Origin of the sequence: Chryseobacterium sp. 'Rf worker isolate 10' (assembly GCF_050753305.1) — a bacterium.
In the GTDB taxonomy this organism is placed as follows: domain Bacteria; phylum Bacteroidota; class Bacteroidia; order Flavobacteriales; family Weeksellaceae; genus Chryseobacterium.
The window spans coordinates 890,261-902,906 of the sequence record NZ_JBOZOF010000001.1; the positions used below are offsets into that span (position 1 = coordinate 890,261).

The following is a 12,646-nucleotide window of genomic DNA, read 5'->3' on the forward strand; positions in this document are numbered from 1 at the left end:
TTGCGTATGAAAAACTTTTTAAAACTTCAGTGCATTGCTCTCTTAGTCTTTCTCATTTCGTGTACGAATAATAATGACGAAAGCGCGCCCGTTTTTCCGGAAGGAAGCACAGAATCTGTAAATCTATGGGTTCAGGACAGTATGAAACGGTATTATTATTGGGCAGATCAGATGCCGGCAAAGCCAAATTATCAGCTTCCTGTAAAAGACTTTTTTAAAAGTCTGCTGTCTTCTCAGGACCGGTTTTCTTTTATGGTGAATACGGAAGATTCTTCTAGTTATCCACGTTCTATAAGGAACATGTACGGTTTTGATTACACGGTTATTCAGCTCGCCAATAATGAGGTTGTTACTGTGGTAAAGCTGGTTCTTCAAAATTCTCCGGCCTTCAATGCAGGGTTGGAAAGAGGAATGATCATCACAAAAGTTAATGGAAAAGTAATGACGGCTGCTAATGCCGAAACAATGGCTTCATCTATTAAAGATCAGACTGTTGTAGAACTTACGGTCGGGAAATGGCAGAACGGAGCTATTACCGATGAGAAAAATATCACGGTTTACTATGGTTTTTCTTTTGAACAGCCTGTTTTATCTAAAATTTTTGAAAAAAACGGTAAAAAAATAGGCTATCTGTACATTTATGACTTTCCTGACGGAATGACTCAGACGCTGAACCAAAAGTTTGGAGAATTGAAAGCTGCCGGAGTCCAGGAACTGATTCTTGATCTTCGCTACAATTATGGAGGTTCTGTGTCATCTGCTGCTGCACTCTGTTCGCTGATTCCTTCAGGTTTATCATCCGGATCGCCATTCATTGTTTTTAAAGGAAATAAAAATGGAGGTGAAGTAAAAAGAACATTTGCCCAGCAAATCGCTTATGATCCAAAAGCTTTGGATTTTACAACTTTACGTGCGAATGCATTGGGATTACAGAAAGTGTTTATTCTGACATCAAACAGTACAGCATCTGCAGCTGAAATAGTTGTTAACAATCTGAAACCCTATATGCAGGTCATTCAGGTAGGAGACATTACTCTAGGGAAAGATATGGCTGGATTTGTAGTGGAAGACAAGCGTAAACCCAGAAAAATTTCATGGCAGATTCATCCGGTAATCTATAAAGTATTTAACGCCAACGGAACGGGAGAATACAGTAATGGAATTCCCCCGCAGCTCAACGTCAATGAATTTTCCGGTTTGCCATTATTGCCTTTGGGTGATCCTAACGAAACTCTTATTTCTTCTGCCCTGAACGGAGGTTATTTTAAATCTGCAGCTCAGGAAAAGAATGGAAATGTTAAGATTTTATATCAGAGTGATGTACCTCCGGTTATGATGGAGAAATAGAAAAAGAACTCATTGGGTTATTATCCTGAAACAGGTTGATCATTAATAATAAAAGTAAAAAATAATATATCGAATAGTAAAAGCAAAAGTCTTTTTTTCTTTTACCCATTCAAGAACTCAATAAAATAATAAGATCATGCAGGGAATAGAACCAAAACTTCACATGAACCTGACCAGCCGCGTTGAATATTACCGTCTGCTGATAGAAGCTGCGGAAGATCCTGAAAGCCAGCCTTCGGAGGTGATTAATCAGATTTCAGAGCTCAGACATTTGTATGATGAGTATTTGCTCAATAAAAAGAATCTGGAGAACAGCATCAAAAACTACCGCGAATATCATAATGATTTAAGAAAAAAACTCACATCAAGACTGCGGGAGCTTAGAAGAAAGGCAAGACAGAAATAATGCCTGAGATGTAGTTTATAGGTTAATTTTACTGTGAAATTCATACCTTTATGACATCAAGCTGAAGGATGACAGACTCATGAATTTTAATCATACAGAACTTTCCGGTTATTTGCATATTTTTTGGCAGTTTTCCTGGCCAGAGTGGATCATATTCAGTCTGACCATTAATGTTGTTCTGTATCTGTTTTCTATAGGTTTATATGTTTTCATAGAAAAAACTTGCCGTAAAAGCAAGTTACAGGAGAAAAATCATCCTGTAACAAGATCCGATTTTTACCTTAGTCTGGTTACTGTTTTATGTAACAGTTTGGTACTGTTGTTAGGAGCTTTCCTATGGAAAAACGGATGGATTGTGATGGGGCAAACTCAATCTGTGATTGGAATAATAGCGGAAGTTGCTGCTCTGCTTCTCTTAATGGATCTTCTGATGTACTTCTTTCATTTCGCAGCACATTTACCATTTTTTTACAAAATCCTGCATGGAAAGCATCATGAACACATCAGCACCAATTTTTTGAGCCTTTTTGTACTTCATCCTTTCGAAACCATAGGATTTGGGTTGATGATGTTGGCTTTACTTATAGGTTATGATTTTTCTGTAATTTCCATTTCAATATATCTTTTGCTCAACCTCATTTGGGGAACAATAGGACATTTGAACAGAGAATTTTTTCCTGCTTCTTTTGACCGTTTCTTCGTAGGGACAACAAGGTTTCATAATCAGCATCATCAGGATGAAAGTAAAAATTTCGGATTTTATACTTCTATCTGGGATAGGGTGTTTGGAACGTATAAGCAGGAGGGATGATGGAGGCTGGAAGAGGGAAGTAGCTGAAGTGTTATAGTTTATAATAATGTAATTATTTTCAAACGCAAAGTTTATGCAATAGACTTTCATACTTTTGAGGTAGTAAAGATTTGCAGTAAACAGCTTAAAAAGCTCATGGATATGCCTTTCGCTTTATCGGTTGATTGTAAATCAACTCTTTCTTAGCACCATTAAAATATTATCCAATTTAAAATCAACTTTGCGTTGAAAAACTTTAAGATTATAAATCATTAGGAAGAACGAAAAAATGAAGCGTATTAAGCTAAGTAAAATTCATGAGATTGTTTCACCTGCGGTTCGCAATGACTGTTTAACTCAGCTTAATACTCTTAAACCCTTATCAAACCTTAATGGTTTGAAAGATTATTTTTATTTATTAGCTTTCATAGCTGATTTTATTGCTTTTTCAACCATTCTCCAGTCATAAAAGTGAAATACCCTGCCATTACTCATCGCAACAAAAACTCCTTTGGGAAATTTTGGACCCAAATTAACATTCGTCACCTCAGAGCCATCACTTTCCAACGTAGAAACCGGAATTTCTGCTATTCTTCCTTTAGACTGATCTTCTCTTAAATAGACATTGAAGGTGTCATTCTGCTGATTTGAAACCAGAATATATCCTTTTCCTTTAGAGGTTGGATAGATTGAAATTCCTTCCACATCAGATTTAAAATCGCCTTTCCCGAAAACAGCCAGTTCTTCATTACCTTTCGCAGGATCAGCATAATATTTGTGAACCCCGAGCTGCTCATCAGAATAATAAATATAACCCATCTCGTCATCCACAGCAATGCTTTCAATCTCTTTCAAACCACTGTATTTCCCAAATTTACGGACAACTTCTCCTGTGATAGCTCCATTTTTCTCAGAAAGTTTATATTGCCAGAGATAGCCGTCACTGGGACCAGATTTTCTTCCGGCAATCACAAATATTTCTCCTGTTTTAGGTTTTTTATACATAGAAATTCCCATTGGACTACGCTCTGATTCTCCCTCGAATACAGAGATTTCTCCAGCCTCTTTCAGTTCAGGAAGCGTATATAATTTTACTTTGTTGGTTTCTCTTTCAGTGAATGCTGCGATATCTGTTTTTTTTCCATTCAGCGTTAAACCATATTCAATATCAACATTATTGGGACGTTTCAGTCCTAGAACTTTATTGATGATTTTCCCGTTAAGATCAAAGGCATATAACCCTCCATCAGTATCTTTATCTGTCCCGATGATGATACTTTTTGAGGCATCCTGAGGATTGATCCATATGGCAGGGTCGTCAGTATCATGAACAACAGTTTCTGTAATAACGGCCGGTTTTAATTTTTCAATTGCTTCTTTCTGCCCTGTACAGTTGATCACCAAAGGGAGAACTGAAAGAGCCAATATATAATGTATGTTTTTCATGCTTATTTAAAAATCAAATTTCACTCCCATCGTAAACCTTGGTCTGTAATATTCAGCCTGAGCAGTTCTGCTTTGGATTCCTTGATAATATCTTAACGGCTGATTGGTCAGATTATTGGCTTCTGCAAAAACTCTAAGCTGGCTTGTAATTTTGTAGGAAGCATTGGCATCAAGGAAAAACTGTTTGTCGTAATAACGGTCATCAAACGCTTTGCCACCAAGTTCGTCAATATAATGAGACGCATAGTTCATAGAGATCCTTGCTGAAAAACGTTTATTTTCCCATGAAAGAGATCCGTTGAACATATGAGGAGCCGCTCCGGGAAGTCCTACATCTGTTCTTTCCACACCATCTTCATTGGTAATTCCTTTTGCTTTGGATTTGGTATAGGTATAGTTCACATAAACCCCAAGTCCTTTCCAGAAGGCTCCCGGAATAAAATCAAGCTGTCTTTGTAATGCGACTTCAAAACCGTAAATATCTACATTGTCACCATTACGCTGCTGGGTAAATTTCCAGTTGCTTTCTCCGGCAGGAATCGGGTTGGTTTGTCCTGCAAAATCATTCGCGAAGTCATTGGCTGTATAATTTCTTTTGGAATAGGTATAAATAAAGTCGTTCAGATTTTTATAAAAAAGTCCTCCGGAAAGAATCCCTACAGATTTGAAATATTTCTCAGCCATAAAATCAAAATTATAAGCATAGGTTGCCTTTAAATTCGGATTTCCTGCTGCAACGATCTCATCTTCTGAAATCACATTCAGGTAAGGAACCAGTGAGTAATAATTCGGGCGGGCAAGGGCTGTAGTAAATGCCGCACGAAGCACAAGATCCTGCACAGGAACATATTTGAAGGAAATATTCGGAAGTACGTTTGTGTACGTATTGGTATTATTAATCTGTCCTACCAGATCCTTTTCATTCATCACATAGTTTCCGGTATAATCAATCTGGGTGGTTTCAATACGGGCTCCCACGATCATAGATAGTTGATCATTAAAATCCTGATCCCATCTGATATAACCTGCATAAATCTGCTCTTTTGCATTGTAGTTACTGGAAAGGTACTTTTCGGGTTTCAGTTTGCCGTTAAACAAAGTAGGGTTGAATAAATCCAAACTACCAAGGAAAGCAGGATCCACAAAAGTTCCCGGAACATAATTTCCAGCCTGGAAGTTCTGACCGTTAAGATTTATTGTTGGTACAGATAACAGGCTTCCCATGGGGTTGACTGGAGTAAAAGCATAGAAATCATTCTCTCTTTCCTTTTTCTTCAGACGCATACGGAAACCGGTACGAAGGCGTCCTTTCTGACCATCAATCACTGAAAATGGAAAGCGTACATTCACTTTTGCTCCCAGTTCTTTTTCCTGTGTAAAGTTATTGGCATCCGAAAGATCACTCAATTTATAACTGCCCAGATTATCTGCTGCAAGGAGATTGAACATTGGTTTTTCAGGGTTACTAAGATCAGGAGCGAAGTTCATTTTACTGTTTTCAAACTCTATATAACGCTGATGAGGCTTGTCTTCACTTGCGATGGCATAGTTTACAGACCAGTCAAGATCTACTTTGGAACCTAATAAATGTTCTCCCTTTAAAGCATAGTTCTGAACTCTTTGCTTTTCCAGACGGGTATTGTCGTTATCGGCAGCTCCTCCCTTGTTCTGTCTTGTAATACTTCCTTTCCAGTCTGTAATTTCCGTTTCATCGGCATTGTAAACAGGTTTTATTTTATATCCTAAAGCCAGTCTGGTTTCTTTATCATTTCTGAAATTGTACATGGCAGAAGCATAGATCTTGTTTTTGGAATTGAATTCATAATCCATATTAAGATCAAAACTGTGTCTGATACGGTGTTCATTATAATAACGCACACCCATTTTGCTCACATAAACGGTTTGTGCAAGATCGTTCGCCTGGCTCCATACAGGTTCTATATTATCTGAACCGAAATTGTTGTTGTTATAAGAAAAACTGAATACTGCACCCAATTTTTTGTCTAAAAACCGGTTTCCATAGACAAATCCGGCGGTGTAATTTCCTTTTTCACGGATGGGATTATACCCTCCAGCAACTGTTGCTGAAATTCTCTGTCCGTTCGGTGAGGCTCTGGTAATAAGGTTTACAGAACCTCCGATGGCATCCGCATCCATATCAGGAGTTAGTGTTTTGTTGACTTCAATAGTGGAAATCATATCAGAAGGAATCAAATCCATCTGTACATTACGGTTATCTCCTTCAGCAGACGGAATTCTGTCACCGTTCATGGTAACCGAGTTAAGATTGGGAGCAAGCCCTCTGATGATAAGATTTCTGGCTTCTCCCTGATCATTCTGTATCGTGACTCCCGGAACACGCTTCAAAGCATCCCCGATATTGGCATCAGGAAAACGCCCGATTTGATCCGAAGAAATCACATTGGTAATATTGGCGTTATTTTTCTGCTTGTTTAAAGCTCTTGCCTGATTCTTTAACGTAGCTCCGGAGACTACAACTTCTGCAATAGATGTTTCTTTTTTATCGAAAACGATATTCTGGCGGGTATTTTTTTCAGGTTCTACTGTTACATTATATTCGTGTATACCGTAACCAAGATAATCAATTTTCATGGTATAACTTCCTGGAGGAACATTCAGGAAAACAAAGTTTCCATGTTCATCAGATGTCGTATAGATATTTCCCGGGCTTAGGGAAATTTTAGCTCCCGGCAGGGCTATTTTCGAATCGTCGTTAATGTTTCCGGACAAAGAACCGGTCTGTGCATAGAAAAAAATAGAGGCACAAAACAAAACAGAGGTAAAAATTTTCTTCACTTTTCCTTTTTTAGATAAAAATCACAACGAAATTAAACATCTGTTTGGGAAAGGAGTTAAAGAGAAAATTAAGGTTTTCTTAAGAATTGTTAATACAAGGGATTTTATAAAGATAAACGATGTTGTTATTAAGATTCAATAGTGGGCTTTAGCCCAAATTTATCACATGATGGTTTTAAATAAATCCTCGTGCATAATAAAGCTGAACAACAAAGAAAAGTACTGTGAAAAACCATACAACATAAGGATGATAACTGAAATTATTCTTCAAAATATAGTGCAGTGCTTTGAAAAGCTTAAATATACCAATGATTCCAACAATAATAAAAACAAGAAAGACGAGAAAAAACAGATAGTCTCTTGTTCCATATTCACTCACCTTGCCCAAACGATCCAGATAAGCTTCTACATTCAAAGTTTGTCCCAAAAACATAGCTGAACTGATCAATATAAAAAATGGAGTAGAGGTATACACGGTAGTATAAATGAATGAAAATAATAATGTTCTGAAAGTAACAGTATTTATCTTCTCTTTTTTATACCATAATAAAGCAACACTGAATAGTACGGCAGTAATATTATTCATCAGGAAAATAAATAAAGCTTTTTCAACCATACTAAGCCCCTTGATCTTCGAGATAATATTGTGTTCACCACCATAGTCCATTAAAAGGACAGAGATAATGACAGAGGTATAAACGGAAAGCTTAATAGGAGAAAGATAATCCTGAAAACGTTCAGTTTCTTCTTTTTCCATCTCGTGTACAGAAAGATCATAGCAGCGCCGGGGATCCTGAAATAATTTGAAAATGGTTACCGGAACCAATAATATTTCAATAATAATCTGCAGGCACAGCTTCTCAAAGCTATCGATCAACTTTTCAAACATATACACGGGTATTAGGAAACGTACTATGCAATTTAATTAAATTTTAAACGATATTTTAAAAAACAAAGCCTACAAATAAAAAAGAGTGGATGATTTTCATAAATCACCCACTCTTTGCTTGTATTAGAATTGCCTCCTGTTATTTAGGAAGTCCTCTTTTTAATGCATTATTCGCTATTTCTACTGCTTTTCTTTCTTTCCAGTCCATATACCTTTTTTTGTATCGTCCTTTCATGAAGTTATCAAAGTTACGCTGAACAGCAAGATTCCAAAGAGAATGTGCTTTTACAGCCCAGCTTTTGTCCCACGCGCGTAAAGAAATAGAGAAAGAACCGTCCAGATATTTCATCCAGTGCCACCAGCCGGTAGGCATAAACAAAGTATCTCCGTGCTCAAGGAAACATTCGATACCTTCAATACCATCCAATGCCGGGAATTTTTCAAAATCCGGATTGGCAATATCATAATCTTCCAGTGCATAAGTAGCATACGGAAGTTTGTAAAGTCTTGATTTCCATTTGTATTCAAATAATAGAACATGCTTTCTTCCATTGAAGTGGGTATGGAAGATATGTGGCATATCAATATCATAATGAAGGAAAGTCACAGAGCCTTTACCTCCGAAAAACATGCTTGGGTATTTATCTAAAAATCCTCCCATCAGATTCTTTGGCGGAACATAATCGTCCAGAAGTTTGGGTGCAAATTTTATAGGATCAAAGAAAAATATTCTTAGATCAGTAGGCTCGCGCTGAATAAGATCAACGTAGTCACGAAATGGCATTTTCGTCGTTGGAGTATTGATAGGAGCGGCAGGATCTGCTTTGGAACTGTCGTAAAGGGGAACTTCAACGTCTCCTACTACTTCTTTCATATACTCCATCGTCCATTTTTGGTAGGCAGGCCATTTTCTTGCCATATTCTTGATTACCACTGGCTTACATGGCTTTAGATATTTTTCACGGAAATCTTCTTGTGAAATATCATCTACAATATCAATTGGTTTAAGGATTATTCCCATTTGTTCAAATTATTAAGCTAAAGTATTAAATATTTGCGACAATAAAATGGAAAGAATTAAAATTATTTGGAATTGATATAAATAAATAACAACCCCAAGATTGTGATCTTTTTTTGTTAGAGTTATTAGGATAGGTTTTTAGTTTTTATTCTTTTAAAATGCACTGTGTTTATACGGTAAAAACACTGTTGTAAAATACAATAATTGTATGTATCATTGTTACTGTTAAAAATAATCATGAAACGTTTTACCACCATTATTTTCTCACTTGTATTTGCAAGTGCTTTTTCACAAAAATCGGCCAAAATTTTCACTTCAGATATTGATAATTTTTGGGTCGCTTATGACAGCATTCAAAAGACAGACAATCACTCCCAAAAACTGGATCTGATAAAAAGATTGTATACCGATAAAGCTACAAAAGGCTTAAAAGCTTTTATGAAAGCCAGAAATTATAATGATAGTGTATATGTGAAGGTCATTGATAAATATCCCAAATTCTGGAATTCTGTAAGACCCAATACTTTGACGATAAAAACCAAAACCATTGAACTGGAAGCCAGTGTTGTCAAGCTAAAAGAAATATATCCTGAACTCAAAGATGCTGAAATGTATTTTACCATTGGCGGGCTGAATTCCGGGGGAACAGTGAGTGAAAATATGGTACTGGTAGGAGCTGAACTTGCCACAGGGCTTCCGTCTACAGAGGTGTCAGAATTCAAAGATGAATGGTTGAAAGGGGTATTTGCTGAGCAGTCACTGGATAATATCGTTTCTCTGAATATCCATGAATATATCCATACCCAGCAAACTGGCAACCGCAGAAGGGTTTTAAATCAATCTATAAAAGAAGGATCGTGCGACCTGATTGCTGAACTTGTGATGAATAAACCTCTGGAAAGGAAATATTTATCTTATGGAACTGCTCATGCAGATAAAGTGAAAGATCAGTTTAAAAAAGAAATGTTCACCGGAAATTTTGCCAACTGGCTTTATAATGGAAGAGATAAAGGAGAAAGTGCAGATTTAGGATATTACGTAGGATATGAGATCAGTAAATTGTATTATCAGAATGCTAAAAATAAAAAACAGGCCATCAAAGATATCATTGAATTGAATTATAACAGTGATAAAACTGTTGAAAATTTCCTTACCCAATCAAAGTTTTTTAAAGAAAAGACGAGTGATCTGATGAAGGAATACCGTAAGAAATCACCGGATGTAGTAAAAATAGATCCTGTAAACGGTTCTTTAGGTGTAAACCCTGATACAAAAGAAATACGAATTACTTTTTCTAAAGAGATGGTGCCGGAATATTATTCTTTCAATCTTTCTGAAAAAGGAAAAGATTACATGCCAATTACCAAAGTTATTGGGATGGAAAACAATAATAAAACGTTGGTTTTGGGTGTAAATCTTAAGCCTAATAAAGAATATGAATTTGTACTCACTAATAAAAGTTTCAGATCTAAAGAAGGCTATTCTCTTAAAAATGAGAAACTTCTTATAAAGTTTAAAACAGCGAACAAATAGTTAGATTATAGATGAGTGATAATCAACTTTTATATATTGCTTCCATAGTTTGTTTTCTGCTTATTATGGTATCTTTCAGACATAGTAGAAAATTTGGTGTTATCAATATGATATTGCTCTTTTTATACAATTCGATATTATATTATCAGTTAATATTTGATAGCAGTGGAGGAACAGGACTTGTATGGTGGTTTTTTCTACTTTTTATATCAGGGGGACACATGCTGGCACTCTTGATTTACTTTGTAATAATAACTATTATTAAAGATGGTCACAAAAATAAGGATTTGAAGTAAGGATTTATCTCTGGAAAGGTTTTAGAGCAATTGTTTATGTATTTTGCAGATATGAAGAAAAATATTCTAAAAGTGTTCATCATAAACATCATGATATTGTCTTTGACAGCCTATATTCTTGGGCTTACAGACTCTGCCTTCAGACAGGTTTATCCATCAGAAAATGGGATTTCCTATCTGATGAATTCCATGAAATATTTTGTGCTTTGGGTTTTGCCTTACTGGTGGCTGATTATTATAGTTGGTGCTTTATTGCTGACTTTTTTGTATTATATCCTAAGAAAAATAAAACTTTAACAATTGGAATCAAACCTGTTCAATGATTTTTTATTAAATTACTCCTTCAAACTAATAACTTATTTATTATGAAAAATCTAAAGAAAATCGCGAGACAAAGTTTAAAAACAATCACAGGAGGTCGTCCGCCAGCAGAGAGTGAATGTATAGCATGTGGATGTCCAACTTCAACATGTTATTATAAAAACGGAAATGGCGGCGGTGGCGGCTGTGCTGATATCAGATGTGCATAATCATTTTCTATAAACAAACCTTCCATTATCGGGAGGTTTTATTTTTTTGTTAAAATGTAAAAGTTGTATATTTCGTCTTTAATAACCTTACCTTTTTCGAAAGTATAACGGTAAAAACGATTTCTATGCCTGAATTTTTCCATGATAAAAGATTGTATTATACTCCCATTGAATTCGCTTTAAGTCATATCGGAGGAACTTGGAAAATGCCCATCCTGTGGAGATTACAGGAAAAACCTCTTCGTTTTAGTGAACTTAAAAAAGATATTCCTCATATTACTGATAAAATGCTGACCAGCCAGCTGCGCGAATTGGAAGCTAAAGACATGGTTCATCGTGAAGTATTTCCCGTAGTTCCGCCAAAAGTGGAGTATAGTCTTACAGAAAAAGGGAAAAAAGCAATTCCTGTAATTGAAACCATTATGAACTTTGGGTATGATTTGATCAAAGATGAAGGAATAGTCTTTCCGCCCAAGGAATGATCAGCGAATATTTCTCCATTAAATAAAGCTTTTTTCATAACTTCACCATAAAATTGATTCAACAGTATGAAGTTGAAATTAGGGATATTAGACCAGTCACCTACAACGATGGGCGGCAGTGCAGCATCTGCATTGGAAAACAGTATCAATCTTGCTTTATTAGCTGAAGAAACAGGTTTTCACAGTATTATGTATTCTGAACATCATGGTGTAGAAGCTTATGGAAGTTCCAGCCCTGAACTGTTATCAGCCATTATACTGAGCAAAACAAATCGAATTAAAGTAGGAACAGCCGGCATTATGATGCGAAATTATTCTGCCTATAAAATTGCAGAATGGACCAAAATGCTGTCAGCCCTCTATCCTGAACGTTTTATTCTCGGACTGGGAAAAGCTCCCGGAGGATTAAAAGATGCTGTAATGGCTCTGAATAATCATAAACCCGTTGTTCTATCCAATATGGAAACAAAACTGGAAGAGATTATTCAATTCATCAGGGATGAAGAAGGCGTGTATGACGGACTGATTGCACAACCTGCTCAGGTAAAGAACATCCCTGAAATCATGTGGCTGGGCTCGGGTATGACTTCTGCAAAAGAAGCTGCAAAACATGGGATAGGTTACTCTTTTGCTGCCTTTATGAATGGTGAAAATGGGATGGAAAATACAAAAGCTTATCTCAGAGAATTCGATGATACTCAATATTTTTCCCAGCCTTCTTTACAGGTAGCAGTGGCAGTATCAGTGGCAGATACTCTTGAACAAGCCAGAAGAAATGCCTATGGCATGGCATATCAGTTTTTACAATCCCGTCAGTTAGCCAGTCCCAATGCTGTTCTTTCTCCTGAAGCCGTTGAGCAAAAAATTCTGGGTACTCAGGATGAAAAAGAGTTTTTTACAATTTTAGACAGAATTATCCTGGAAACACCACAATCTGTTGATCAGAGATTACAGCAGGTTTCAGAAAAATACAATACGGATGATCTCCTGATATTATGCAATATGCATCGGGAGGAAGATCGTATCAATACCTATAAAAGTATCATTAAAAATAATAAATAGCCCCTGTAGAATATCCAAAGGTTCTGC

At 36.4% G+C, this 12,646-nt stretch carries 12 protein-coding genes; 8 read left to right on the forward strand and 4 right to left on the reverse strand.

Features of this window, described 5'->3' with window-relative positions:
* The first annotated feature begins 6 nt into the window (after nucleotides 1-6).
* The 3 genes from LKL37_RS03920 to LKL37_RS03930 all read left to right on the forward strand — a co-directional run bounded on the left by LKL37_RS03920 (nucleotide 7) and on the right by LKL37_RS03930 (nucleotide 2,564).
* Nucleotides 7-1,347, forward strand: coding sequence for a S41 family peptidase (locus tag LKL37_RS03920; protein ID WP_431609291.1), 1,341 nt, complete (start codon nucleotides 7-9; stop codon nucleotides 1,345-1,347).
* Between the two features lie 136 nt (nucleotides 1,348-1,483).
* Nucleotides 1,484-1,753, forward strand: coding sequence for a hypothetical protein (locus LKL37_RS03925; RefSeq protein ID WP_105703052.1), 270 nt, complete (start codon nucleotides 1,484-1,486; stop codon nucleotides 1,751-1,753).
* A gap of 79 nt (nucleotides 1,754-1,832) precedes the next feature.
* The gene (locus LKL37_RS03930; RefSeq protein WP_431609293.1) at nucleotides 1,833-2,564 is read left to right on the forward strand and encodes a sterol desaturase family protein; all 732 of its coding nucleotides are present in this window, start codon (nucleotides 1,833-1,835) and stop codon (nucleotides 2,562-2,564) included.
* 390 nt (nucleotides 2,565-2,954) lie between these two features.
* Here the strand turns inward: LKL37_RS03930 and LKL37_RS03935 are convergent, their stop codons facing one another.
* The 4 genes from LKL37_RS03935 to LKL37_RS03950 all read right to left on the reverse strand — a co-directional run bounded on the left by LKL37_RS03935 (nucleotide 2,955) and on the right by LKL37_RS03950 (nucleotide 8,716).
* The gene (locus LKL37_RS03935) at nucleotides 2,955-3,989 is read right to left on the reverse strand and encodes a phytase (protein ID WP_431609294.1); all 1,035 of its coding nucleotides are present in this window, start codon (nucleotides 3,987-3,989) and stop codon (nucleotides 2,955-2,957) included.
* Nucleotides 3,990-3,995: 6 nt separating this feature from the next.
* Nucleotides 3,996-6,806 (reverse strand): TonB-dependent receptor, encoded by a 2,811-nt coding sequence (locus LKL37_RS03940; RefSeq protein WP_431609295.1) that lies wholly within the window; start codon nucleotides 6,804-6,806, stop codon nucleotides 3,996-3,998.
* Between the two features lie 175 nt (nucleotides 6,807-6,981).
* A complete protein-coding gene (locus LKL37_RS03945; RefSeq protein WP_431609296.1) occupies nucleotides 6,982-7,695 on the reverse strand; it encodes a hypothetical protein in 714 nt (237 codons plus the stop codon).
* 139 nt (nucleotides 7,696-7,834) lie between these two features.
* The gene (locus LKL37_RS03950) at nucleotides 7,835-8,716 is read right to left on the reverse strand and encodes a cupin-like domain-containing protein (RefSeq protein WP_431609297.1); all 882 of its coding nucleotides are present in this window, start codon (nucleotides 8,714-8,716) and stop codon (nucleotides 7,835-7,837) included.
* Nucleotides 8,717-8,953: 237 nt separating this feature from the next.
* On the opposite strand from LKL37_RS03950, the gene LKL37_RS03955 reads away from it, so the two are divergent.
* The 5 genes from LKL37_RS03955 to LKL37_RS03975 all read left to right on the forward strand — a co-directional run bounded on the left by LKL37_RS03955 (nucleotide 8,954) and on the right by LKL37_RS03975 (nucleotide 12,619).
* Complete coding sequence (locus tag LKL37_RS03955; RefSeq protein ID WP_431609298.1) at nucleotides 8,954-10,249, forward strand: Ig-like domain-containing protein; 1,296 nt, start codon at nucleotides 8,954-8,956, stop codon at nucleotides 10,247-10,249.
* Nucleotides 10,250-10,596: 347 nt separating this feature from the next.
* Complete coding sequence (locus LKL37_RS03960) at nucleotides 10,597-10,842, forward strand: hypothetical protein (RefSeq protein WP_431609299.1); 246 nt, start codon at nucleotides 10,597-10,599, stop codon at nucleotides 10,840-10,842.
* A 68-nt stretch (nucleotides 10,843-10,910) separates the two neighbouring features.
* Nucleotides 10,911-11,075 carry a bacteriocin-like protein gene (locus tag LKL37_RS03965; protein ID WP_180565608.1) on the forward strand — a complete coding sequence of 55 codons (165 nt, stop codon included), beginning with the start codon at nucleotides 10,911-10,913 and terminating at the stop codon, nucleotides 11,073-11,075.
* A 125-nt stretch (nucleotides 11,076-11,200) separates the two neighbouring features.
* On the forward strand, nucleotides 11,201-11,557 hold the full coding sequence (locus LKL37_RS03970; protein WP_431609300.1) for a winged helix-turn-helix transcriptional regulator: 357 nt from the start codon (nucleotides 11,201-11,203) through the stop codon (nucleotides 11,555-11,557).
* A gap of 66 nt (nucleotides 11,558-11,623) precedes the next feature.
* Nucleotides 11,624-12,619 carry an MsnO8 family LLM class oxidoreductase gene (locus LKL37_RS03975; RefSeq protein WP_431609301.1) on the forward strand — a complete coding sequence of 332 codons (996 nt, stop codon included), beginning with the start codon at nucleotides 11,624-11,626 and terminating at the stop codon, nucleotides 12,617-12,619.
* The last annotated feature ends 27 nt before the right edge of the window (nucleotides 12,620-12,646 follow it).

What these genes read in the sequence shown, in the direction of transcription:
- LKL37_RS03920 (WP_431609291.1), top strand. Translation starts at nt 7, where the DNA reads ATGAAAAACTTTTTAAAACTTCAGTGCATTGCTCTCTTAGTCTTTCTC.
- LKL37_RS03925 (WP_105703052.1), top strand. Translation starts at nt 1,484, where the DNA reads ATGCAGGGAATAGAACCAAAACTTCACATGAACCTGACCAGCCGCGTT.
- LKL37_RS03930 (WP_431609293.1), top strand. Translation starts at nt 1,833, where the DNA reads ATGAATTTTAATCATACAGAACTTTCCGGTTATTTGCATATTTTTTGG.
- LKL37_RS03935 (WP_431609294.1), bottom strand. Translation starts at nt 3,989, where the DNA reads ATGAAAAACATACATTATATATTGGCTCTTTCAGTTCTCCCTTTGGTG.
- LKL37_RS03945 (WP_431609296.1), bottom strand. Translation starts at nt 7,695, where the DNA reads ATGTTTGAAAAGTTGATCGATAGCTTTGAGAAGCTGTGCCTGCAGATT.
- LKL37_RS03950 (WP_431609297.1), bottom strand. Translation starts at nt 8,716, where the DNA reads ATGGGAATAATCCTTAAACCAATTGATATTGTAGATGATATTTCACAA.
- LKL37_RS03955 (WP_431609298.1), top strand. Translation starts at nt 8,954, where the DNA reads ATGAAACGTTTTACCACCATTATTTTCTCACTTGTATTTGCAAGTGCT.
- LKL37_RS03960 (WP_431609299.1), top strand. Translation starts at nt 10,597, where the DNA reads ATGAAGAAAAATATTCTAAAAGTGTTCATCATAAACATCATGATATTG.
- LKL37_RS03965 (WP_180565608.1), top strand. Translation starts at nt 10,911, where the DNA reads ATGAAAAATCTAAAGAAAATCGCGAGACAAAGTTTAAAAACAATCACA.
- LKL37_RS03970 (WP_431609300.1), top strand. Translation starts at nt 11,201, where the DNA reads ATGCCTGAATTTTTCCATGATAAAAGATTGTATTATACTCCCATTGAA.
- LKL37_RS03975 (WP_431609301.1), top strand. Translation starts at nt 11,624, where the DNA reads ATGAAGTTGAAATTAGGGATATTAGACCAGTCACCTACAACGATGGGC.